This window comes from Rathayibacter sp. CAU 1779 (assembly GCF_054551755.1).
In genome coordinates this window covers 141,069-162,686 of the sequence record NZ_JBTOLK010000001.1, presented here as the reverse complement: position 1 = coordinate 162,686, position 21,618 = coordinate 141,069, and the positions used below count along the sequence as shown (strand labels likewise).

Genomic DNA, 21,618 nt, shown 5'->3' with positions numbered 1-21,618 from the left:
CTTGTCGTTAAGACAACGTTGTTCTACGCTGATCGAGGTTCCACAAGGGTCAGTTCGACGAAGAACGGAGACGCAGTGAGAAACATCCTCAGCACGGTCATCGGCACAGGTCTCGCGGCCGTGATCGCCGTGACGACGATCGCCCCGGTGCAGGCGGCGGACGACCCGTCACCGGTCAACCTCCTCGCATCGGACTTCGACACCACCTTCTCGAACCCGGCGACGAGGCTCGACAACACGACGACAGACGGAAGCGGTACGCAGACGCCCGTCTCGATCGACGGTGATCCGGCCATGGAGCTCCGCGATTCGTCGAACGGCGGCGCGATCTCGGCGTACTTCCTGAAGCGGTTCAGCTCGGGCGCCCTGAAGGATCGCATCAACGCCGTCTACAAGGAGCCGGTCGGCAGCGCGCCCGTGGACTTCGAACTGTCGTTCAACATGGCTCGCACGGCGGCCAGCACGAAGCCGGTCGCCAAGGACATCTACGCTCAGATCGCCTTCGGCAACTTCGACAACGTGAACGTGCCGCGTTTCCCGGTTCCGGCGACGACGCTCACCACGACCGCCGCCTACAACGCCACCGACGGCAAGCTGCACGAAGTCTCCTCTCAGGACATCGGCGCGTATCGGTTCACGATCGTGCCGAACGGCGGTGCTCGGATCATCTCCACAGTGGAGCTGGACTTCTCCGTGCGCGTCGACACGGGAGGCACCGACGAGGCGATCGTCGTCGACGACCTGTCGGTCGCCGAGCTCGCGCCCGTCAACGACACGGTTCCGCCCAGCGCGCCCGGTGCCGTCACCGGCAGCGTGAACGGGAACACGGCGACACTCTCCTGGGGTGCGGCCAGCGACGACCAGCGGGTCGCAAGCTACTCCATCTACCGGGACGGCGAGCTCGCGGGCACGACCGGCGGCGCCGTGACCACGGGACAGGTCACCGGGCTCATGCCGTCGACGCACTACACCTTCACCGTCAAGGCGCGCGACGGAGGCAACAACGAGGGTCCGGCGAGCCCGCCTCTCACCCTGACCACGGCGGCTTCCGTTCCGTCAGCGCCCTCTCCCTATCCCGGCACCACTGAGACCCGCCTCGCCTGGCTCTGGCAGAAGACCAAGGACATGAAGGAGGAGAGCGGGCCGCTCAACGTCGTGCAGTACACGGCGCAACTCGCCGACGGCCAGAACGTCGACCAGAATCTCGCCAAGCTCGACACCATGTTCGGCCAGTACGACGCCGAGCAGTACAAGACCGAGGCGAAGATGTACGCCTACCTCATGGTCGGTGATCAGTTCTCGGCATCCACTCTCGCGAAGGTCAAGAGCTACTTCGCCGGGTACGCCTACGGCAAGCTGCCGCAGACGGAGAACCTGCGGATGGCGAACTACGTGGCCGGATATCTCGTGGGCACCTACCTGCCGGATGTCGTCGATCTCAACGGCAACTCGGGCACCGCGCTCGCCGACATCGGCAAGCAGAACATCGAGGACATGATCAACGCCGGCGTGCACCGCGGCTGGGCGGAGTACGAGAGCCCCGAATACACGTTCATGACGTACTTCGGTCTCAACGCGATCTACCAGTGGGCGAAGGACGACGGCCTGCGCCAACAGGCGAAGATGGCGATGGACGTCATGTGGTTCGAGTGGGCCAACGACTGGATCAACGGTTACATGATCTCGTCGCTGAGCAGGGCGAAGGGCGACCTGTCATCGATCGGCGACCCGACCTGGCGTCCGGCAGACCACACGGCGCTCGCATGGGCGTACTTCGGCGAGGACCGTGCTCAGCAGACCATCGGCGAGTCCGACAACGGAGCGCCCTCCGCCTACCGTCCGAACCTCGAATACCTCGGGTTCGTGGCCTGGCCGGGAACGAAGTATCAGCCGCCCGCCCTCGCGGTTCAGCTCGGTCAGAAGACGGACAAGAGCTACACGTCGCACAAGTCGAACCTGCAGAACTCGAGCGGACGCGCGATGGACGTCGATCGCACGACCTACGTGCAGCCCGACTGGGGAGTGGGCACGGAGGTGCAGTACCGCCGCGTCGACAACTGGCTGGAGGATCAGCCGCTCGTGGTGCGCTGGCGCTCCACCGCGCCGAACTCGCTGTTCCGCATGTCCGTCGACCAGGGCAACGCGGCGCCCGGCAACTACGACCAGCCCGCCGACCATCGCGTCATGCAGGATGACGGCGCCGCGGTGGGCGTGTTCCGCAACTCAGGAGACAGCACCTCCAACACCCTCACCGCGATGTTCCCGGCGAACGGATCGATCGTGGAGAAGAAGGATGTCGCCGGCTGGACGGTCGTGAACACCGGTCCCATGTACTTCGCGTATCGCATGGTCAAGCCGTCCACCTGGTACTACCAGACGCCGAACGACCCGTCGAACAAGGTGAAGACGAACACCCAGATCCACCCGACCACGACGCTGGCGTACGCGTACGACATCCTGCGCAGTCAGTCCGACCGCAACGGCTGGATCTTCGACTCCGCGGATGCCTCGGCGTATCCGAGCCTTGACGCGTTCGCTGCGGCGATCACGTCCGGCGACCGGATGGATGCCAGCGGCATCGATGACGCGGCGCCCCACCTCGTCTACCGCGACCTGGCGGGCAAGACGCTCGACCTCACCTTCGACGCGGCGAACGCGGCGCCTTCGGGCAACGCCAAGGTCGACGGCGTGTCGATCCCCTACGACAGCTACGGAGTCTTCGACACCCCGTGGCTCAAGCAGGATCGGTTGAGCGATGTGTTCACAGCCACCCTCGGCGACACGACGTTGCGCTACGACTTCTCGAACTGGACCGTGACGACGATCACCGATGACGGGGCGACGGCGGCTCCCGCGACGGGGGTGTTGAGTTCCGACAACGGTTGGGACACCGGCCTGCAGGACGGCGACTACAACGTCACCATGAACCTGTGGTGGGGTCAGAACGCCACGGACTACAAGCTGTACGAGAACGGCACGCTCATCGCAGACAAAGCTCTGACGATGAACACCCCGGCGACCCAGAAGGTGGTCGTGCCGATCAGCGGTCGTAAGAACGGCACGTACGTCTACACGGCCGAGTTGGGCAATTCGAAGGGCGCGAGCACGCCGAAGCCACTCACGGTCACCGTGACGGATGCGAATCCGGGCCTACCGGTACTCACCGACGACAACACCGACCACGACGGCACGTACTCGGTCGCGGCTGACATGTGGTGGGGCACGAATGCGACCTCGTATCGGATGACCGAGAACGGTGTCGAGATCGCGTCCGGGTCGCTGACCGCGGCGACACCGTCGGCACAGCACGTCGCCGTCCCTGTGACCGGTCGGACTCCGGGGCGTTACGCCTACGTCGTCGAGTTCGCCGACGCCGCCGGCACGACGACGAGTCGGACGCTGTACGTCGACGTGAAGTGACGAGACCGCGTCGGGTCCCGCGGTCACCGGTGCGGGACCCGACGCGTGTCTTCGACGGACAGCCGGATCCAGGTGGTCCGTCGCTCCCGCGCAGCGAGGCGAAGGCTCCCCTCCCTGTCGGCGATCCGGGTGGGCCTGCTCATCGGTTCGACGGCGATGGTGCGGCTGCTGCCGCACCATGGGGCTTCGGTGCTCCAGCCCAGCTCCTGCCATACCCACGCGTACGGCATGGCGACGGGATCCCATTCCAGAACCGTGGTGATCCCCGCAGCGGCGGAATCGAGAAGCACCCGTGGTTGCTCGAAGCCCTCGAGCCAGCCGTACACCCCTCGCCGGACACCGGGTTCCACAACCGACAGGGCGATGCGATCACCGCTCTTGGCCACCGCTTCGGGCCACGGGAGCGGCTCGTCAGGCACGGGCTCGTCCGGTACGAACCGTGCGGCCGCATCGATGTCGAGTCGAGAGTCGAGGAGGCTCGAACCGAACGCCGGATGATGCCCGTAGTCGAAGGCGATCGCGTGGTGCGCCAGATTCTCGAGCTCGTCGTTGATCGTGACCCTGCCATCCCGTACGCTCACGACCCGCGTGATGGCGAGGGGGATGCTGGACAGCTCGAGCCGCAGCGTGCAGTCGTGGCCGTTCTGCGCACGCACGTGCCACGCAGCCGACGACGCTTCGCCGTGGTACGAAGCCGGCCTTCCGTACTCCTCTGCGTCGCCCGCAGTGGGGGACAACGTCTGCCAGCCGCCGCGATAGCGTCGGAGCCAGGCATCAGGAGACACAGGGAAGGCCGCATTGCCCTCAGCGGCGAGGATGGCGTCGGCGTGTTCGTGCCATGGCGTGCGGAACAGGAGCTCCCGATCGCCCTGCCGGACCGAGAGGATCTCCGCGCCGTGCTCCGGGTCGAGTTCGGCGACCAGGTCGCAATCGACGAGCCGGATGCGCGTCATCTCGCGGCCCGCTCCGATCCCCGCAGCACGAGAGTCGTGGGGAGCGTGTGCGAGGTGAACGCGTTCGTGTCGCCGCCGAGCCGGGCCAGCAGAAGTCGCGCAGCATCTCGACCCATCGCCGGTATGTCCTGGCTGACGACGGAGACGCCCGGATCGTCCAGATCTGCGGCCTCGAAGTCGTCGAACCCGATCAGTGGAAGGCGCCTGCCCGTCTCGCGGAAGGCGAGCAGCGCACCGATCGATGCCCGGTTGTTGGCCGCGAACACCGCATCGGCCGTGTCGCCGGCGAGGATCTGCTCCACGGCACTCCTCGCATCCTCGCTGGAATGCGCGGTCGTGAAGACGTCTTGCAGCTCGGGGTCGACCCCGAGGTCGCGCAGAGCGTCTGCGTATCCTCTGTGCCGCTCTCGCATGGTGTAGATCTGCAGGGAGTCGCCGACGAAAGCGATGCGCCGCGCGCCGCGCTCGTGCAGCACGCGCGTGGCGTCGGCGGCTCCTCCCGCGTTGTCCGCAAGCACCGTGTCGGCGCCCGGATGTCCGCCCGGGCGGTCCAGGAAGACCATCGGCGGCACGGGAGGCGTCACCTGCGCCCAGTCTCTGGCGGGGTTGCGCGGTGGAACGATGAGCAGCCCGTCCACGCGCTGTTCCATGAGCCTGTCGACGATGCGATCGTGCCGAGCGCCGTCCTCCTCCGAGCTCGCGACGATCAGCATGTAGCCGCGTGCATCGGCTTCTTCCTCGATCGCCCTTGCCAGGGTCGAGTAGTACGGGTTGGCCAGATCGCTGATGATCAGACCGAGCATCTTGCTCGTCCAACCGGGTCGGATGCTCGCGGCGGCGAGGTTGCGCCGGTACCCGAGCTGCGTGATCGCCGCTGCGATCCGCGCCGCGAGGGCCGGATCGATGTTCGTCTCGCCGTTCACGAACCGTGACACCGTTTTCAGGCTGACTCCCGCCTCGCGAGCGACGTCGTTCATGGTGGGACTGTTGGCCATGGTGCTCCCGGGTGTCTCGGTTGCCTCATGGTAACGGCCGGGCGACGAGCGCGGACGTGTCACGGAAGCGGGGGGCGGAACACGATCACTTCGCCGGTTCCCAGCATCACAAGAGGGCCGGCGGCGGCCGGAACGAGGACCGTCGTCCCTCGCGGCCACCGGTCGCCACGACACTGGACCTCGCCGTCGGTCACGATGACGACGGCGAAGCCGCCCGGCAGCTGTGCGGCATCGGCGATGGTCATCGTGTCTGCCCTGAAGAACGGCGCCGCGGCCTCCGGCAGCCCGATCGTGTCGTGATCATGGTCCTTGCGGATGAGGGATGCCAGTGCCTCTGCGTCGATACCACGAAGGTCTATGGCGCCCATCGCGGTCGCGAATCCGAGACCGAGATGCCCGTCTCGCGTGCCGTCCAGCGGGAAGTCGCGCCATTCGATCAGTATCGAGAGGTCCTCCGGCTCCTGCACCTCAGCGAGAAGGATGCCTGCCCCGATCGAGTGCAGCGTGCCAGGGGGCACGAAGACGCGATCGCCTCGCTCGACCCACAGCTCGTGCAACAGCCCGAGCAGCGTCTCGGAGTCCTGCTCGGCGATGATCCGTTCGAGCTCGGCCGGCTCGAGGTCTTCGCGAAGGCCCAGCCGGACGGATCCCGGCTCGAGGATGCACCACGCTTCCGCCTTGCCGTGGGCGGTGCCGAGGTGGGTCGCCGCGAACGGCGCGTCGGGGTGGGCGTGCACGGGGAGCCGCTCGCCGGCATCCAGAAGCTTCACCAGAAGCCGTGGATCGTCGCCCCAACGCTGGACGTGCTCCCGACCAAGCCAGCCGATCGGGTCGTCGTGAACGGCATCTGCAAGCAGCCGTCCGTCGGGAAGAGTGGTGAGGCCGGCCGGCTCCTGGCCTCGCACGGTGGTCACCGATCCAATCCAGTCCTCCGGGGTGTGGTCGTGCGCCGAGACCCTGCCGCGGAAGCGCGCGATGCGCTCGCCGCCTTCGTAGAAGCGGTCGGCCGGCTGGTTCGCCGCCAGGACGATCGGTTCGGTCGGGGCAGGAGACGCCCGCCGTCGCATCAGCGGTTCGAGGGATGGATCCAGCTCGAGCACCCGCTCCGGCGTCGGCTCGTCTCCGGTCAGGATGGCCGCCGCGCATGCCCCGGCCAGCGCTGCCGCCTGTTCAGCGGACGCGTGGTCGCTCGCGAGCGCGAAAAGGAAGCCGGCGCTGGACGCGTCCCCGGCGCCGTTCGTCGTCACGGGAATGCCGTGCAGCCGCGCCGGCACGGTGAAACGTTTGTCGGCCCACGTCGCGGCCTTGCCCTCGAACGCTCTGCCTCCGCGATGTAGACGGTCCTCTCCGGCGGTGCGCACGATCATGCCGCTGGACCCACGGGAGATCGCCACCACCCCCGCGCCCTGGTCGACGAGGACATCCGCCAGCCGCTCGACCCCGGTCGAATCGATCGCCGCCGGCAGCTGCAGGGCGGAGGTCAGATCGTCGATGCTCGGCGTGAGCACGTCGACGAGCGGGGCGATGCGACGGAGCACCGCCTGCCACTCGATGTTCGCCGCGGGTGTCCTCGGATCCACGACGGCCAGGTCGAGTGACGTGGTGATGCCGTGGTCACGGGCTGCAGAGAGGAGCCGCACGAGTGCGTCGGCCTGGTCGTCGAGAAGGGCAGGGAGCAGGGACGGATATCCGATGTGCAGGATGTCTGCATCGCCGAAGTCGAGTGCTGTGCCGTCGAAGACCGCGTTGGCTCCCACGTGGTGCCAGAACGTGCGGTCCCTGCCGTCGCCCTCGAGCACGATGCTGTACGACGTCCCGACTCCGTCGGCAATGGAGGGTCGGCCTTCGAGCCCTGGCGTCGCGGAGATGAGGGCACGAGCCAGAGCGCCCAGTTCGTCGTCGCCGACCGTCGCATGGATGTCGGACATCATGCCGAGCGCGCCGAGAGCGCGTCCCGTGTTCGCCACGCACCCGCCGAGGCCGGTTCGCAGCGGACCGACTTCGTGGAGGGCGCCGGGGTCGAACAGGAGAGGCTGCGCGAACGTGGGCGTCAGGTCGACGCAGAGGTGGCCGGCTAGAGCGATCCTGTGCACGTGGCTCGGTCCCTTCCTGGCAGGGCCCGATGGTCCCCGCCCATGATTAGACAACGTTGTTTCATCAGGGTTAGTGTTGCACACCACACCCTGTTCCACGAACCGGTGCCAGCCGACAGAAAGCTCAACGATGACGCCATTCCGACTCAATCGTCTTTTCGATCCGCGATCCGGGCGAGCCCTCGATGTGGCGGTAGACCACGGGTTCTTCGGTGAGGAATCCTTCGTCTCCGGCATCGAGGACATGCGGTCAGTGATCCGCACTCTCGTCGAGGCAGGACCAGACGCGATCCAGCTCACCGTGGGCCAGGCGCGTCACCTGCAGTCGATCCCGGGCAAGGACAAGCCAGCGCTCGTGCTGCGCACCGACGTGGCGAACGTGTACAACGCGCCGCTCGATCCCGTGCTGTTCAGCCACCACGTTCCTGACGCGATCGAACAGGCGGTGCGACTCGACGCCGTCGCCGTCTGCGCCAACCTCATGCAGCTGCCTGGCCATCCGGAAGTGCGGGAGGCGAATATCCGCTCGATCATGGAGCTGCGTCGTGAGGCGACGCGTTACGGAATGCCGCTGATGATCGAGCCCCTCGTCATGCAGGACAACGACGCTGCCGGGGGCGGATACCTGGTCGACGGCGACATCGGCAAGATCGTCACCCTGGTCCGTCAGGCGGTCGAGCTCGGGGCCGACCTGATCAAAGCGGATCCGAGCGACGACCTCTCGGAGTACGGCCGCGTGATCGAGGTGGCCGGTGACGTCCCGGTTCTCGTGCGCGGTGGTGGACGGGTGGACGACCGTACCCTGCTCGAGCGCACCGTCGCCGTGCTCGAGGCAGGCGCGAGCGGGATCGTCTACGGGCGCAACATCGTCCAGCATCCGAATCCGGCGGGCATCACCGCAGCGTTGATGGCCGTGCTGCACAACGAATCCGACGTGGATGACGCACTCGGGATCCTCGAGGAGGCCGCAGCATGAGCGCACAACAGGTGAACGTCGCGATCGTCGGAGGCGGCCTCATGGGCCGCGAGATCGCCACGGCGATCCAGCGCTGGCCGGCGCTGATCGACCATCCCGTGCGCCCACGGCTCACGGCCGTCTGCGACATCAACCCGGCCGCGCTGGACTGGTTCGACCAGATCGACACGGTGACCATGCGCACCACGGACTACGCAGACCTGCTCGCGGACGAGTCGATCGACGTCGTCTACGTGGCCGTCCGTCACGATCTGCACGAGCGGATCTACGGCGACGTGATCCGCAGCGACAAGAGCCTGCTGGCGGAGAAGCCGTTCGGCATCGACGGCCCTGCGGCCCGCAGCATCCTGCAGGCCATCGGGGAGCATCCGGAGAGCTTCGTGCGGTGTTCCAGCGAACTCCCGTTCTTCCCCGGTGCCCAGCTCGCGATCGACTACGTGCGCTCCGGTGCTCTCGGCACCGTCGTCGAGGCCAGGAGCAGCTTCCTGCATTCGAGCGACGTCGACGTGACGAAGCCGGTGAACTGGAAGCGCCAGGCAGCGTTCTGCGGTGAGGCCGGCGTACTGAACGACCTCGGCATGCACACCTGGCATGTGCCGCTGCGACTCGGTTGGGTGCCGGAGACGGTGTACGGCGTCTTGCAGAACGTCGTCACCGAACGGCCGGGAGCGGATGGCTCAGTCGTGCCGGCCGACACGTGGGACAACGCCGTGCTGCACTCGTGGGTGCAGGGACCGACCGGAGCGTTCCCGCTGACGACGGAGACGAAGCGCATCGCCCCTGGCGAGAAGAACACCTGGGAGTTCGAGGCGATCGGTCTCGACGGCGGAGTGCGGTTCAGCACGAAGCGCCCCAAGACTGTCGAGGTGTTCACTGTGGCCGACGTCCCCGGCGGTGGACGCGAGCAGGTCTGGCAGAGCATCGACGTCGGGAGTCAGTCGGTCTGGCCGACGGTGACGGGAGCCATCTTCGAGTCCGGCTTCTCGGATTCGATCCTGCAGATGTGGGCGTCGTTCCTCGCAGAGCTGGCCGGTGCCCTCGGAGACCGTTTCGGCACTGTCCGGCCGGAAGAGGCCGTGCTGACGCACGACATCTATCGCGCCGCACTGATCTCGCACGCCGAGCAGCGGGCCGTTCCCCTGCGCTGACGTCGTCGGGCGTCAACGCAGCGGCGCCCTCGGGACGGTTCCGCGCACGACACGGACATCGCCGCCTGGCACGACGATGATGCCATCGTGCGTGCTGCCGTCGAGCAGGTCGACCCCGTCGCCGACGACCGTCGCGTCGGCCACGCCGTGGTTGATCATCACGTGGTAGTCGGCCTCCCCTCGCCGCGTCACCACACGGAGGGCGGGCGAGCTCGTCCTGGGCACGCGGATCGCCGTCTCCTCGACGATCGTGGTGAACAGTGCGGCGAGTCCGTCGCGCTCGAACTCTGCCGCGACGTACCACGCGCTGCCGCCGGTCTCCGTGCGGCGGCGGGTAACAACGGGCATTCCGATGAGGTCTCCCGATGTGGCGGCGGATTCGACATCCGCTCCGTGCAGGGACAGCCGTTCGGCCCATCGGTGGAAGGCTGCGCCGCCGGAGACGCCGTCGGCGCGGCCCGCCTCCTCGTCCAGCATCGGCCAGAAGTCGTCGACACGGATGCCCAGCAGCTCGCGGAAGGCGCCCGGGTAGCCGCCGAGACGCACCTGGTCGAACTCGTCGACGATGCCGGAGAACGCTCCGATCACGACTGTCGCTCCGCGGTTCGCGACGGCCGTGAGTGACGCCGCGGTCCGGTCGTCCACTAGGTAGAGCTGCGGAGCGACCACGCGGCGGTAGGCCGAGAGGTCTGCCGTCGGCGGCACGACGTCGACGGTCAGGCCGAGGTCGGTGAGGACGCCGTGCCACGGCAGCACGATGTCCATCAAGGCGAGACCGTTGTGCGGGTGATCCGTTCGCTCCAGCGCCCACCACGATTCCTCGGAGAACACCAGGGCGGCGTCGGAGAGCACCCGGCTGCCCGCCATTTCGGCGCAGGCCGCCACGTCCCGACCGAGGGAGACGGTGGCACGGAACTGATCGGAATCCGCCCCGCCGTGCGGCAGCATCGCGGAATGGAAACGCTCGGCACCCGCCCTCGCCGCGCGCCACTGGAAGAAGCACACCGTGTCGGAACCGCGAGCGAGGTGGCCGAGGACGTCGCGTCGGAGCTGACCGGGGCGCTTCGCGGGATTCACCTTCCGCCAGCTGGTATGTCCCGGCGCCGTCTCCATCAGCATCCATGGGGCGCCGGCCGACAGTCCGCGCGCGCGATCGGCGGCGAACTCCGCCTCCGGATAGGCATCGCGCTTCGGCTGCAGATAGTGGTCGACAGAGACGATGTCGACGTCGTCGGTCCACGTGCTGTACGCCATGCGCTTGCCGGCGTCGAACAGGATCATGTTCGTCGTGATCGGCACATCGGGCGTGATCCGCCGCAGGATGTCCGCCTCTGCCCGCAACTGCGCTCTGAGCTGGTCGGAGCTGAACCGTTCGAAGTCCAGCTGCTGGGTCGGATTCGGATCCGTGAACGTAGCCCGCGGCGGCAGGATCTCCTCCCACGAGGAGTACCGCTGACTCCAGACGAGCGTCTGCCACGCATCGTTCAGCGCCGCCAGCGAGTCGTCGTATCGATCTCGCAGCCAGAGCCGGAACGCGATGGCCGCCTCGTTCCCGTAGTCGTGCGCGTTGTGCCCTCCCAACTCGTTCGAGACGTGCCACAGCGCAAGGGCTTCGTGCCGGCCGTACCGCTCCGCCATCCGCTCCACCAGTTCCAGCGAAAGGGCACGGTAGACGCGGGATGACGGCGACCATGCCTGCCTGCCGCCCTGCGACATCGTGTGGCCGTATCGGTCGACGGCGAGCACATCCGGATGCGACGTGGTCACCCAACTCGGCGTCGAGGCGGTTGCCGTCGCGAGGTCGACGGCGATCTCGTTCTCGCCCAACAGGTCGAGCACGCGGTCGAGCCAATCGAACGTCCAGCGGTCGGGCTCCGGCTGCAATGCCGACCAGGCGAAGACCCCGACCGTGACCAGGGTGACGCCAGCTTCGCGCATGAGTCGGACGTCCTCGTGCCAGATGGCCTCGTCCCACTGCTCCGGGTTGTAGTCGCCGCCGTACGCCAGGCCGTTTCCGGCCCGGCGACCCTCCGTCATCGCCTTCGGCCAGCGGATCCAGCGGTCGCTCACGGGGGTCCCTTCGTCGTCGCATCACGTGCGGCAGCGCGTGCGTCATCACAGACTAGCGTTTTGAGACAACGTTGTTTAGACTGCACTCGCGGCCGCAACGATGCACATGCGCCGATCACGTTCAACGAGGAACCCGAAAGGTCATCCATGAAGAAGAGAACTCTGCTGGCCGGGCTCGCCGCAGTCGCTGCCGCCGCGTTCGCCCTCACGGGCTGCAGCGCCGGACCGTCCTCCAACGGCTCGGGAGAGAAGACCCAGATCACGTTCTGGGGCTGGGCAGCCGGATACGACAAGTCCGTCGACCTCTGGAACAAGACCCACCCCGACATCCAGGTGAAGTACGAGAACATCGCCAACGGCGGCGCGGGTGGATACGACAAGATGCTCACCGCAGCGAAGGCGGGTACCGCGCCGTGCCTTGCGCAGGTCGGCTACGAGACGTTGCCCAGTTTCCTCGCTGCCGATGCCCTGCTGAAGGTCGATGATTACGTGAAGGACCAGCGCGGCGAGTTCGCCGACTGGGTGTGGGGCAACGTCGGTATCAACGGCGACGTCTACGGTGTGCCGGTCGACACGGCCCCGATGGGCATGTTCTACCGCAAGGACCTCTTCGAGAAGGCCGGAATCTCCGTGCCGACGACGTGGGAGGAGTTCGCGGCGGACGCGGCCAAGGTGAAGGCAGTGGACCCGAGCGCCCGCATCATGAACCTGCCGACCGACCCGTACCTGTACGCGGGCTTCGCCTGGCAGAACAAGGCTCCGTGGTTCGGGACCAAGGGCGACGCCTGGACGGTCTCCGTCGACAGCAAGGCGAACCAGGAGGTCGCCGACTACTGGCAGAACCTGCAGACGCAGGGTCTCGTCAGCAACTATCCGGCGTTCGACGCCGCGCTCTACAGCGCGTGGAGCAACGGACAGGTGTGGTCGGAGGTCGGGCCCGTGTGGTCGGCATCCCTCATCCGCGACAACGCGGCCGCCTCATCCGGTGACTGGGCCGTTGCGCCCATGCCGCGCTGGGGGAGCACCGACGCCGTCGGCAACTCGGGTGGCTCGGCGACGGCGGTGATGAAGGACTGCAAGAATCCGAAGGAGGCGACTGAGTTCGCGCTCTGGATGTCCACCAACGACAAGTCGGTCTCGAACCTCATCGACGCGGCGGCCATCCTTCCGGCGTCCAAGTCCGGTCTGAAGAACTCCGCGCTCGACAAGCCCGTCGACTATTACGGCGGACAAGCGATCTATCAGCTGTTCCGCGACGAGGCCTCGAAGGTCCCGACCGGATGGCAGTGGGGACCGGTCATGAATGTCACCGCCTCGAGCCTCGGCGACAGCCTCGGCAAGGTCTCGACCGGGGGCACGTTCGAGCAGGCGCTCACCTCGACGCAGACCGCGACGACGGATGCGCTGAAGACGCAGGGTTTCACCGTCGCGAAGTGATCGCGGCACCCTGACCCCATCGCGGGGCGGGCCGCTCGCCGGCCCGCCCTGCCAACCCTCATGATCGGAACCACCGTGACCTCTCCCTCGATCACTCGAAGACCGCGTGCCGGACTCCGGTCCTGGGGTCGCGCGCTCCCGTTCGTCGGGCCGTTCCTTGTGCTGTTCGTGCTCGTCTACCTGATCCCGACGGTCTATGCGGTAGTGCAGAGCCTCTTCGCGACGAAGCGCAGCGGACTCGGTCTCGGTGCCGTAGAGGTGCAGTTCGTCGGAGTGGCCAACTACGTTCGCGCCTTCCAGGATGCCGGCTTTCTCGCATCTCTCGGCAGGGTCGTCTTCATCGGCGTCATCCAGGTGCCGGTCATGCTCGCCATCGCCCTCGGCCTCGCGTTGCTGATCGACTCTCGTGTCTCGTGGGGCAAGCGATTCTTCCGCCTCGCGTACTTCGTGCCCTACGGCCTCCCGGGTGTGATCGCGGCGCTCGTCTGGTCGTTCCTCTACGCCCCGACGCTGAGCCCAATCGTGCAGGCCTTCAATGCGGTCGGCATCGACATCTCCTTCGTCAGCGACGCCGCTCTGCCGTTCTCGATCGCGAACATCCTCACGTGGGCGTGGACGGGCTACAACATGATCCTTCTCTACGCCGCGCTTCAGGCCATCCCTGGAGAGGTGATGGAAGCGGCCGCCATCGACGGATGCTCGGGGTGGCGTGCCGCTGTGCGCATCAAGATCCCGCTCATCCGGCCGGCACTCCTGCTGTCGTTGGTGTTCTCCATCATCGGCACGTCGCAGCTCTACAACGAACCCGTCACCATGAAGACCATCGCCCCGAACCTGCCCTCCGACTACACGCCCATCATGGCCGCGATGAAATGGCTGTCGGCCAACGACTTCAACTATGCGGCGACGCTCTCCGTCATCGTCGGGGCGATCGTCTGCGTGCTGTCTGTTCTCGTGTTCCGTGCCTCGGCGAAGCGGGTGGACGCATGACCGCCGCGACAGCGACCGCTGTGGAGAAGCCGGTGCGAAGCCGCATCGCCGCGGCCAGGAGCCCGCTCGATCGGGTGAGCCCGGCATCCAGGGCGTTCGTCTCCGTCATCATGATCGTATTCGCGGTCTACTGCCTGCTGCCGGTGTGGTGGCTGCTGGTGAGCGCGACGAAGCCGTCGGGATCGCTCTTCAGCGGAAGCGGCTTCTGGTTCGGGGACTTCGACCTCGTCGGCAACATCGAGACGCTGTTCACCACGCAGAACGGCGTCTACGCGCACTGGCTGGTCAACTCCCTGCTCTACGCGGGCGTCGGCGGAGTCGTGTCCACCCTGCTCTCGGTGATGTGCGGATACGCGCTCGCCAAGTTCGACTTCCCTGGTCGGGAGGCCGTGTTCTCGACGGTCCTGGCGGCCGTGCTGCTGCCCGCTCCGATCCTCGCCGTTCCGCTCTACCTGGTGTTCAGCTCCATCGGAACCATCAACACGTTCTGGGCGGTGTTCATCCCGAGCATCGTGAGTCCGTTCGGCGTCTACCTGAGCCGTATCTACGCCGCGAGCTCGGTGCCCGACACGCTCCTGGAGGCCGGACGCATCGACGGGGCATCGGAGTTCGCCATCTTCCGGATGGCTGTGCGCATCATGGCGCCGGCGATGGTGACGATCTTCCTGTTCCAGTTCGTCGCGATCTGGACCAACTACCTGCTCCCGTCACTGATGCTCGCGGACACCTCGCTGCAGCCGGTCACGGTCGGCCTGGTGAGCTGGCGGGCGATGCAAGGATTCCCGGTCGGATACTCCACCGTGATCACGGGAGCGCTGCTGTCGGTCGTCCCGGTGATCGCGATGTTCCTCTCCCTCCAGTCGTTCTGGAGCAAGGGTCTCGCCGCCGGCGCGGAGAAGTAGGACGCATCGGTTCGACACCGACGGCCTGGCCGGCGTCCGCTGAGCCTGTGCACATGGTTCTCCGACCACCGCCTGAACGCGTTGTCGCGAGACACCGCTAGGAGCTGTCGTCCGACGCCGGCCGCATGATGCCTGTGAGCCAGTCCAGGCAGAGCGAGGTCCATGACGACACGGGCGGTCGGTCGACAGCGAGGCCGAGTCCATGTCTGCCGGAGGGGAACACGTGCAGCTCGTGGGGCACGTCGTGGCCCGCGAGCGCTCGCGCCAGCAGGTAGCTGTGCTGCACGGGAACGACGTCGTCGTCGGCCGTGTGCCAGATGAAGGTGGGCGGGGCGTACGGGGTGACCAGGCATTCGAGGGACGTTTCCGCCCGGGCCGCGGGTGTGGCATCCGCGCCCAGCAGATTGCCGCGTGATCCAGCATGGGTGTCGAGCAGCATCGAGACGACGGGATAGCAAAGCACCGCGGCGTCGACACGGCAGGGCTCTCCCGGCCGCGCACTCAAGGCAGCCTGACCGGCGAGATGACCGCCGGCCGAAAAGCCGATGATGCCGACCCGCCTGACCCCGTCCGCTCGGAGTTCGGCGATCCTGCGCCGGACGGCGTCGAGGGGCGCCGGCTGACGGGTCCTCACCGGGTAGGGGAGTACTTCGGCCGGGTGGCCGCTGTCGCCGAGCCAGTCGGCGACCACCTGCGACTCGTGAGGAGCCAGGTAGTCGTACCCGCCCCCGGGAAGTACCAGCATCCGGTGCGAGGGGTTCGTCGGCCGGCCGGCGCAGGATCTCCCGGACGGTGAGCCTGCAGCCTCGGGAGACTTTGCTGCGGCAATGCGAGCGCGAGGCTCAACGACTCGCGCGGAAATCGAGCGCCCCCTCGTCGGGTTCGGGCGCGGGCGGGCGGCGGTGCTCGGCGTCACCACCGAGGACCCTGTCGCGCAGCTCGCGAAGGAAGGCGCCGTCCCGGTGGGCCGTCTCCCAGACATCGTCGCCACGGCCGTGGTCGGCATGCTCGATCGACAGGCACATGTCCCTCCCGTTGCCGACCACCACCGTTTCGACGACCGGCTCCCAGTCGAACGTGCCGGCGTCGAGCCAGGTGAGATCGCTTCGACCGAACTCGCCCGTGTAGTTGTGCACGTGCGCTTGCGAGGTGAACGGCGACAGTCGGTCGAGACTGACACGCCAGTCCTCGTCGCGCAGCGGCAGCTGCAGATTCACCGTCAGAGAGGGTCGGCTCACGCCATCGAGGATCCGGAGCACGGAGTCACTGTCCTCGATGAGGCTGTTCTCGTGGCATTCGAGGCACAGCTCGATCTCATCGCCAGCCAGGTCGCAGAGCAGACGGAGCCCGGCGATCGTGTCCCGCCACTGCCCGGCGGTCGCCGAGGCGGAGTCGACGGTGTCCGATCCCCACGCCGGTCCGGTGAAGGCGCGCAGTCGACGACATCCGAGCGCACGCGCGGCGACGACGTGTTCTTCCAACTCCCAGGCGCTGCGCGTGATGCTCTGCGGACCACCCATGAAATCGAAGTAGGGACACACCTGAAGGCACCGCAAGCCTTCCGCCTCGAGCGCGTCCCTCCATGCGGGGACGCCGCCCTCGCCCAACGCAGCAGGCCACAGCTCCACCCCGTCAAGTCCGGCTTCTCGCACTTTGCGTGCGGCGAAGGAGGGCTCGACGGCCCTGACCAGGCAGAACCCGAGGTCGATGCGCCCCGGAGCGGCTGTCACCACGGCGTGGTCACCCCGGCCTCGACCGGAACGCTCGACGCGACCTTGGCCGATCGGCCGAGAGCCGCGATCACGCGCACCCCGGCGACCACGCGTCGACGGAGGAGGGCGACATCGGCGTGGCTGTCACCATCGATGCAGCGACACAGCCACTCCCAGTCGTATGTTCCCGTGCGTTCGTGGAAGTCGACCGATCCGCTGATCGGCGATCCGCGGTCCTCGACCGCGTCGATGGAAACACGGATCACACGCGTGCCGTCCGGACGCTCCTCCACCACGCGCCGCCGGATCGTGCCGCGCTCGAAGTTGAGCACGAGGTCGTTGCCGTACGGATGCCCGTCGTCGATGCAGAACGAAGCGAACACGGCACCGATGCTGCCGTTCTCGAACCGGATCGTGGCCTGGGCGATGTCGGTCGTCGGGCGCTCGGTCCTGAACCGGTTCTCGATGACGTTGACGGTCTCCGGCGTGCCGAGCACGTTGATCATGTCGTTGATCGAGTAGATGCCGAGACGGAGGATCGGGGCGACCGGGCAGAGTTCGGGATCGTCGTACCAGCTGCCGTCGGGAACCTCGTGGTACGAGGCCCACACCTCCGCTCTCGCGGCGATCACGGCCCCGAGGTTGTGGACGCGCTGCCACGCCTCGATCATCGCCTGGTCCGCAGGTGTCCTGGGTTCCGGCGAGTTGAGGAAGACGTACCGGCCGTATTCCTCGGCCTCGAGGAGCACGCTTTCCGCGGCATGCGCGTCGATCTCGAAGGGCTTCGTCGTCATCACATGCTTGCCGGCGCGAACGACCTGGCGAACGAGTTCGGCGCGTCCGACGGGTCCCGTGAAGAGTCCGACCACCTCGACCTCGGGGTCCGCGAGGACCTCGTCGAGATCCTTGTAGTGTCGTACGCCGAACTCCGCCGCCGCGTCTGCGGCAAGGTCTTGGTCGAGATCGCAGACTCCCTTCAGCGTGAAGTAGGCGGAGATGCTGCTCGCTCGCAGCTGGTATTGCACGACCGTGCGACCGAAATGCAGCCCGACCATGACGATCGTGTGGGAATGAGTGGGGTTCACTTACTCAGCCTTTGAATCCTGATGTCGCAATTCCCTGGATCAGGAAGCGCTGGAAGAACACGAACAAGATGAAGAGGGGGATCAGGCAGACCGTCGCCATGGCGAAGAGCGGGCCGAGCTGGGAGTTCGACGTGGCATCCACGAACATCGCCAAGCCGACGGGCAGCGTGTACTTGGACGGCGTGTTCAGGTAGATCAGTTGCGAGAAGTAGTCGTTCCACGACCACACGAACGTGAAGATCGCCGTCGTCGCGATCGCCGGCTTCATGAGAGGCAGGACGATGTACCAGAACCGCCGGAAGGGACCGCAACCGTCGAGCATCGCCGCCTGATCGAGCTCACGCGGAAGTCCGCGCATGAACTGCAGGTTCAGGAACACGAAGAACGCGTCGACGGCGAGGAACTTCGGCACCACCAGCGGCAGCACAGTGTCGACCCAGCCGAGGCCGTGGAAGATCACGTACTGCGGAATGAAGAGCACCTCGGACGGGATCAACAGCATGCCGATCGCGATCGCGGCGACCACCGCCCTGCCCCGGAACTCGAGCCTGGAGAGGGCGTACGCCGTCACCGTCGAGGAGAGGATGTTGCCTACGACGGCGAGCGCCGCGATCAGCAGGGAGTTGAGGAAGTAGGTGCCGAACGTGATGCCAGCCGAGCCCGCCCAGCCCTGGGAGAAGTTGGTCAGCGTCCAGTTCACGGGGAGCAGAGCGCTGGAGGAGATGATCTCATCCGTCGGCTTGAACGATCCCGCCAGCATCCAGACCAGGGGGTACACGGCGATGAGGAGCAGGACGACGAGCACGATGTGGCGGATGGCACCGCCACGGCCGCGACGCACCGGTCGTCGGGCAGTGCGCCGCATCCGCGGTCGCACCGAGAGGCTATTCGCCATAGAACACCCACTTACGTGAACTCCAGAAGAGCAGTGCCGTGATCACACCGAGGATCACGAACATCACCCACGCCATGGCGCAGGCGTAGCCCACCTGTTGGTTTTGGAACGCCTGTTGATACAGGTACAGCGAGTAGAAGAGGGTCCGGTTCAGCGGACCGCCATTGCCGTCGCCGATCAGCTGGGCGGACGTGAAGGTCTGGGAGGCGCCGATGATCTCGACGACCAGGTTAAAGAACAGCACAGGGGTCAGCAGCGGGAGGGTGATGGCCCAGAACCGTCGCCACGGCCCCGCGCCGTCCATCTCGGCCGCCTCGATCGTCTCGACCGGGATCTGACGCAGGCCGGCGATGAAGATCACCATCGGCCCGCCGAACTGCCAGATCGAGAGCACGACGATCACCCAGACCACCGTGTTGGGGTTGGACGCCCAGGCCTGCGGCGGGATGCCCAGCAGCGCGAGGAATCCGTTGAACGGACCGTGCACGTCGAAGAGCTTCTGCCAGACGATGGCGATCGCCGCGGACGTTCCGATCAGGGACGGCAAGTAGAACATCGCCCGGTAGAAGCTGTTGCCGCTCTTCACAGGATTCGCCAGCAGCAAGGCGAGGAGCAACGCGACCAGCAGTTTGAGGGGCGATGCCGTCACCACGTAGGTCAGCGTGACGAGGAGGGACTGGCGGTAGTCGGTGTCCTGGGTGAAGAGGCGCACGTAGTTTTGCACACCGACCCAGTGCGCCTCGCCGATGAAGTTGTAATCGGTGAACGACAGGTACAACGAGAACCCGAGGGGGATCGCGATGACTCCGGCGACACCGAGGAACCAGGGCGACAGGAACACGGGGGACCAGCGTCCGCCCGTCGTCCGCGAGACGAAGGAGGCACGACGCCGGTTGAGACTCCGCGCGGTGCCGGCGGGGGACGAGCCCCCCGCCAGCACCGGAGAATGCAGTCGGGTGTCAGCCATTCTTCGCCAGGTCGTTGGCCTTGGTGAAGAACTCGTCGACGGCCGAGTCGACGGGCTCGGACTTGTACCACATCTTCTCGGCGAGCTGCGCGAACAACCCTGCCACCTGCTGGCCCTGCGTGGGGCCGACCGGCTCCGGCGGAACCTTCGCGTAGGTCTTGTCGCTCTGCACGTAGTTCACGTAGGAGACGACCGCACTCTCCGCGGGCGACAGCGTCGGGATGAGCGCCTTCTGTACCTCGGAGTTTGCCTGCACGCCGAGTTGGATGCCCAGGGTCTTGCCCGCCGACGTGTTGTTCACCAGGTAGTCCATGAACTTGACGGAGTCCGCGACGTGCTTGCCCTTCGAGTTCGCCGCCCACGACACCGACACCCTCGCGAAGTCGCCAGGCGTCTTGGTCTGCGTGTCACCTGGATAGCCGCTCCAGAGCCACGAGTTCGTCGACGGCAGGGTCAGCGACGTACCCCACACGCCGGAAGCCGCAAGCTGCTGCTGGACAGCCGACTTGGTGGGATCGCCGCTCACGGCGGCCTGGCTGATCGACGGCGGTGGAACCGCTCCGGAATCCCTCATGGACTGCCAGTAGTCGATCCACTTCTTGAGGGTGGCCTTCGTGAAGCCCAGGCTCTTGTTGTTCGTGGCGAAGAGGTGCTGGCCGTACTGGCGGACGAAGGGTGTGAACGCCTGAATGTTCCAGCTGTCGTCCTGGGCGCCGAAAACGGTGCCGTCCGATGCCTTCGAGATCTGCTTGGCGATCTTCGCGTAGTCCGCCCAGCTCGAGCTGTTCTTAGGTGCCGCGACGTTGTATTTGTCGTAGAGCGAAGCGTTGCTCACGACGCCGAAGGTGGTCTGACCCGTGGGAATCTCGTAGAGCTTTCCCTTGTACGAGTCCTGTGCCAGCAGGCTCGGTGCGAACTTCGATGTGTCGAGGCCAGCCTTCTTGAGGTCCACGAGGTCGCCGGCCGACGAGTATTGGACGATGTAGCCGCCCTCCATGAACACGTCGGGTGCGTTTCCGCCGGCGTACTCGGTGTTCAGCTTCGTGAAGTAGCCGCTGTTCGCCTGAGGCTCGGTCTGAACCGTCACGTTCGGGTGCAGCTTCTCGTACTGGTCGACCGCGGCCTGTACGGCTGCGGTGCGCTGCGGGTTGCCCCACCAGGTGAGCCGGAGCGTGACGGGTGCGGTGGATGCCGGCTCACCCGACTTCGCAGCGGTCGTCGCGGCGGTCGACGCCGACTCGCTGCACCCGCACAAGACGAGAATCGTGCCTGCCGCTATGGCAGCGATGGCGCCGAGTCGACGGCGCTTGATTGCTTGAGGAACCACGTTGTTGCCTTTCGCTCATGATCTTCGGGGTCACTCCGTCTGCGGCGTCGTGAAGGGTGCCGAGGGGATCGGACCGGGATCCTTCGTCGCTTGTGGCGTTCTCCGCCGGTAGGCATCGGCGCCGACCGAGGCGGGTGACGTTCGGTAACCCTAGTCCGTGAAACATCGTTGTCTCGATGCTTCCAGGAGAACCGTTATCGGATCCGCTTCGGCGCGCCGTCTGGGAGCCGAAGCGTCGGATCGGCGGCCGGATCAGGGCCGGAAGGTAACGAAAAGCTGGGAGCTGCTAGGTGGTGGCGGTCGGTAGCGGCGGTCGGTCCGAACCCCGAGTTCCAGACGCACCGCGGATGCCGGGACGTCCCAGCGGTTCGACGGCGGTCGGATACACAGCAAACCGAGACATTCGAACCGGGGGCCGGCGGCTCCGACGGGTGGAACGTCATCCCTGGCCTGCCTCGACGGCGGAAATGTCACGGTTCCCCGAGAATGCGCCGTCGCCGTTCGGGCCGCTCGTTAGTGTGACCGGCACCGGTGAGGCTCCGTACTCGGGGATCGTGACGGACGCACCGGGAGTACCGACGCATCGGGCACCACGCATCTCGAGCACGACGCAACCTGTGCACCGACGCAGAGCAAGCGGCACGGGCC

At 66.6% G+C, this 21,618-nt stretch carries 16 protein-coding genes; 6 read left to right on the top strand and 10 right to left on the bottom strand.

Features of this window, described 5'->3' with window-relative positions; all coding sequences use genetic code 11:
* Positions 1–75 precede the first annotated feature (75 nt).
* Positions 76–3,420 carry a fibronectin type III domain-containing protein gene (locus ACX9R5_RS00700; protein ID WP_459407088.1) on the top strand — a complete coding sequence of 1,115 codons (3,345 nt, stop codon included), beginning with the start codon at positions 76–78 and terminating at the stop codon, positions 3,418–3,420.
* Positions 3,421–3,443: 23 nt separating this feature from the next.
* Here the strand turns inward: ACX9R5_RS00700 and ACX9R5_RS00695 are convergent, their stop codons facing one another.
* The 3 genes from ACX9R5_RS00695 to ACX9R5_RS00685 all read right to left on the bottom strand — a co-directional run bounded on the left by ACX9R5_RS00695 (position 3,444) and on the right by ACX9R5_RS00685 (position 7,461).
* Positions 3,444–4,373 carry an aldose epimerase family protein gene (locus tag ACX9R5_RS00695; protein WP_459407087.1) on the bottom strand — a complete coding sequence of 310 codons (930 nt, stop codon included), beginning with the start codon at positions 4,371–4,373 and terminating at the stop codon, positions 3,444–3,446.
* A complete protein-coding gene (locus ACX9R5_RS00690) occupies positions 4,370–5,350 on the bottom strand; it encodes a LacI family DNA-binding transcriptional regulator (protein ID WP_459407086.1) in 981 nt (326 codons plus the stop codon). Before ACX9R5_RS00690 ends, ACX9R5_RS00695 begins: the two co-directional genes overlap by 4 nt.
* A gap of 77 nt (positions 5,351–5,427) precedes the next feature.
* Positions 5,428–7,461, bottom strand: a complete 2,034-nt coding sequence (locus ACX9R5_RS00685; RefSeq protein ID WP_459407085.1) for a PfkB family carbohydrate kinase — start codon at positions 7,459–7,461, stop codon at positions 5,428–5,430.
* A 130-nt stretch (positions 7,462–7,591) separates the two neighbouring features.
* Between ACX9R5_RS00685 and ACX9R5_RS00680 the strand changes: the two genes are divergently transcribed.
* On the top strand, positions 7,592–8,437 hold the full coding sequence (locus ACX9R5_RS00680; protein WP_459407084.1) for a class I fructose-bisphosphate aldolase: 846 nt from the start codon (positions 7,592–7,594) through the stop codon (positions 8,435–8,437).
* Complete coding sequence (locus ACX9R5_RS00675) at positions 8,434–9,585, top strand: Gfo/Idh/MocA family protein (RefSeq protein ID WP_459407083.1); 1,152 nt, start codon at positions 8,434–8,436, stop codon at positions 9,583–9,585. Before ACX9R5_RS00680 ends, ACX9R5_RS00675 begins: the two co-directional genes overlap by 4 nt.
* Positions 9,586–9,597: 12 nt before the next feature.
* Here ACX9R5_RS00675 and ACX9R5_RS00670 read toward each other — a convergent pair whose 3' ends face one another.
* Positions 9,598–11,655, bottom strand: a complete 2,058-nt coding sequence (locus ACX9R5_RS00670) for a beta-galactosidase (protein ID WP_459407082.1) — start codon at positions 11,653–11,655, stop codon at positions 9,598–9,600.
* Between the two features lie 147 nt (positions 11,656–11,802).
* Between ACX9R5_RS00670 and ACX9R5_RS00665 the strand changes: the two genes are divergently transcribed.
* From ACX9R5_RS00665 to ACX9R5_RS00655, 3 genes are all read left to right on the top strand, one after another.
* Positions 11,803–13,092, top strand: a complete 1,290-nt coding sequence (locus tag ACX9R5_RS00665; RefSeq protein WP_459407081.1) for an ABC transporter substrate-binding protein — start codon at positions 11,803–11,805, stop codon at positions 13,090–13,092.
* Positions 13,093–13,167: 75 nt separating this feature from the next.
* Positions 13,168–14,082: a carbohydrate ABC transporter permease gene (locus ACX9R5_RS00660; protein WP_459407080.1), complete on the top strand. Its 915-nt coding sequence runs from the start codon at positions 13,168–13,170 to the stop codon at positions 14,080–14,082.
* Positions 14,079–14,984 carry a carbohydrate ABC transporter permease gene (locus ACX9R5_RS00655; RefSeq protein WP_459407079.1) on the top strand — a complete coding sequence of 302 codons (906 nt, stop codon included), beginning with the start codon at positions 14,079–14,081 and terminating at the stop codon, positions 14,982–14,984. Before ACX9R5_RS00660 ends, ACX9R5_RS00655 begins: the two co-directional genes overlap by 4 nt.
* A 97-nt stretch (positions 14,985–15,081) precedes the next feature.
* On the opposite strand, the gene ACX9R5_RS00650 is transcribed toward ACX9R5_RS00655, so the two are convergent.
* The 6 genes from ACX9R5_RS00650 to ACX9R5_RS00625 form a co-directional block, all read right to left on the bottom strand.
* Complete coding sequence (locus ACX9R5_RS00650) at positions 15,082–15,729, bottom strand: alpha/beta hydrolase (protein WP_459407078.1); 648 nt, start codon at positions 15,727–15,729, stop codon at positions 15,082–15,084.
* A 97-nt stretch (positions 15,730–15,826) separates the two neighbouring features.
* A complete protein-coding gene (locus tag ACX9R5_RS00645; protein WP_459407077.1) occupies positions 15,827–16,714 on the bottom strand; it encodes a sugar phosphate isomerase/epimerase family protein in 888 nt (295 codons plus the stop codon).
* Positions 16,711–17,781 (bottom strand): Gfo/Idh/MocA family protein, encoded by a 1,071-nt coding sequence (locus ACX9R5_RS00640; protein WP_459407076.1) that lies wholly within the window; start codon positions 17,779–17,781, stop codon positions 16,711–16,713. The genes ACX9R5_RS00645 and ACX9R5_RS00640 overlap by 4 nt, the downstream gene beginning before the upstream one ends.
* A gap of 4 nt (positions 17,782–17,785) precedes the next feature.
* Positions 17,786–18,676, bottom strand: coding sequence for a carbohydrate ABC transporter permease (locus ACX9R5_RS00635; protein ID WP_459407075.1), 891 nt, complete (start codon positions 18,674–18,676; stop codon positions 17,786–17,788).
* Entirely contained in the window at positions 18,666–19,517 is an 852-nt protein-coding gene (locus tag ACX9R5_RS00630) for a carbohydrate ABC transporter permease (RefSeq protein WP_459407074.1), read from the bottom strand. The genes ACX9R5_RS00635 and ACX9R5_RS00630 overlap by 11 nt, the downstream gene beginning before the upstream one ends.
* Positions 19,518–19,635: 118 nt before the next feature.
* Positions 19,636–20,970 (bottom strand): ABC transporter substrate-binding protein, encoded by a 1,335-nt coding sequence (locus ACX9R5_RS00625; protein WP_459407073.1) that lies wholly within the window; start codon positions 20,968–20,970, stop codon positions 19,636–19,638.
* Positions 20,971–21,618: the final 648 nt, after the last annotated feature.

What these genes read in the sequence shown, in the direction of transcription:
- ACX9R5_RS00695 (WP_459407087.1), bottom strand. Translation starts at nt 4,373, where the DNA reads ATGACGCGCATCCGGCTCGTCGATTGCGACCTGGTCGCCGAACTCGAC.
- ACX9R5_RS00690 (WP_459407086.1), bottom strand. Translation starts at nt 5,350, where the DNA reads ATGAACGACGTCGCTCGCGAGGCGGGAGTCAGCCTGAAAACGGTGTCA.
- ACX9R5_RS00680 (WP_459407084.1), top strand. Translation starts at nt 7,592, where the DNA reads ATGACGCCATTCCGACTCAATCGTCTTTTCGATCCGCGATCCGGGCGA.
- ACX9R5_RS00675 (WP_459407083.1), top strand. Translation starts at nt 8,434, where the DNA reads ATGAGCGCACAACAGGTGAACGTCGCGATCGTCGGAGGCGGCCTCATG.
- ACX9R5_RS00665 (WP_459407081.1), top strand. Translation starts at nt 11,803, where the DNA reads ATGAAGAAGAGAACTCTGCTGGCCGGGCTCGCCGCAGTCGCTGCCGCC.
- ACX9R5_RS00655 (WP_459407079.1), top strand. Translation starts at nt 14,079, where the DNA reads ATGACCGCCGCGACAGCGACCGCTGTGGAGAAGCCGGTGCGAAGCCGC.
- ACX9R5_RS00650 (WP_459407078.1), bottom strand. Translation starts at nt 15,729, where the DNA reads ATGCTGGTACTTCCCGGGGGCGGGTACGACTACCTGGCTCCTCACGAG.
- ACX9R5_RS00635 (WP_459407075.1), bottom strand. Translation starts at nt 18,676, where the DNA reads ATGGCGAATAGCCTCTCGGTGCGACCGCGGATGCGGCGCACTGCCCGA.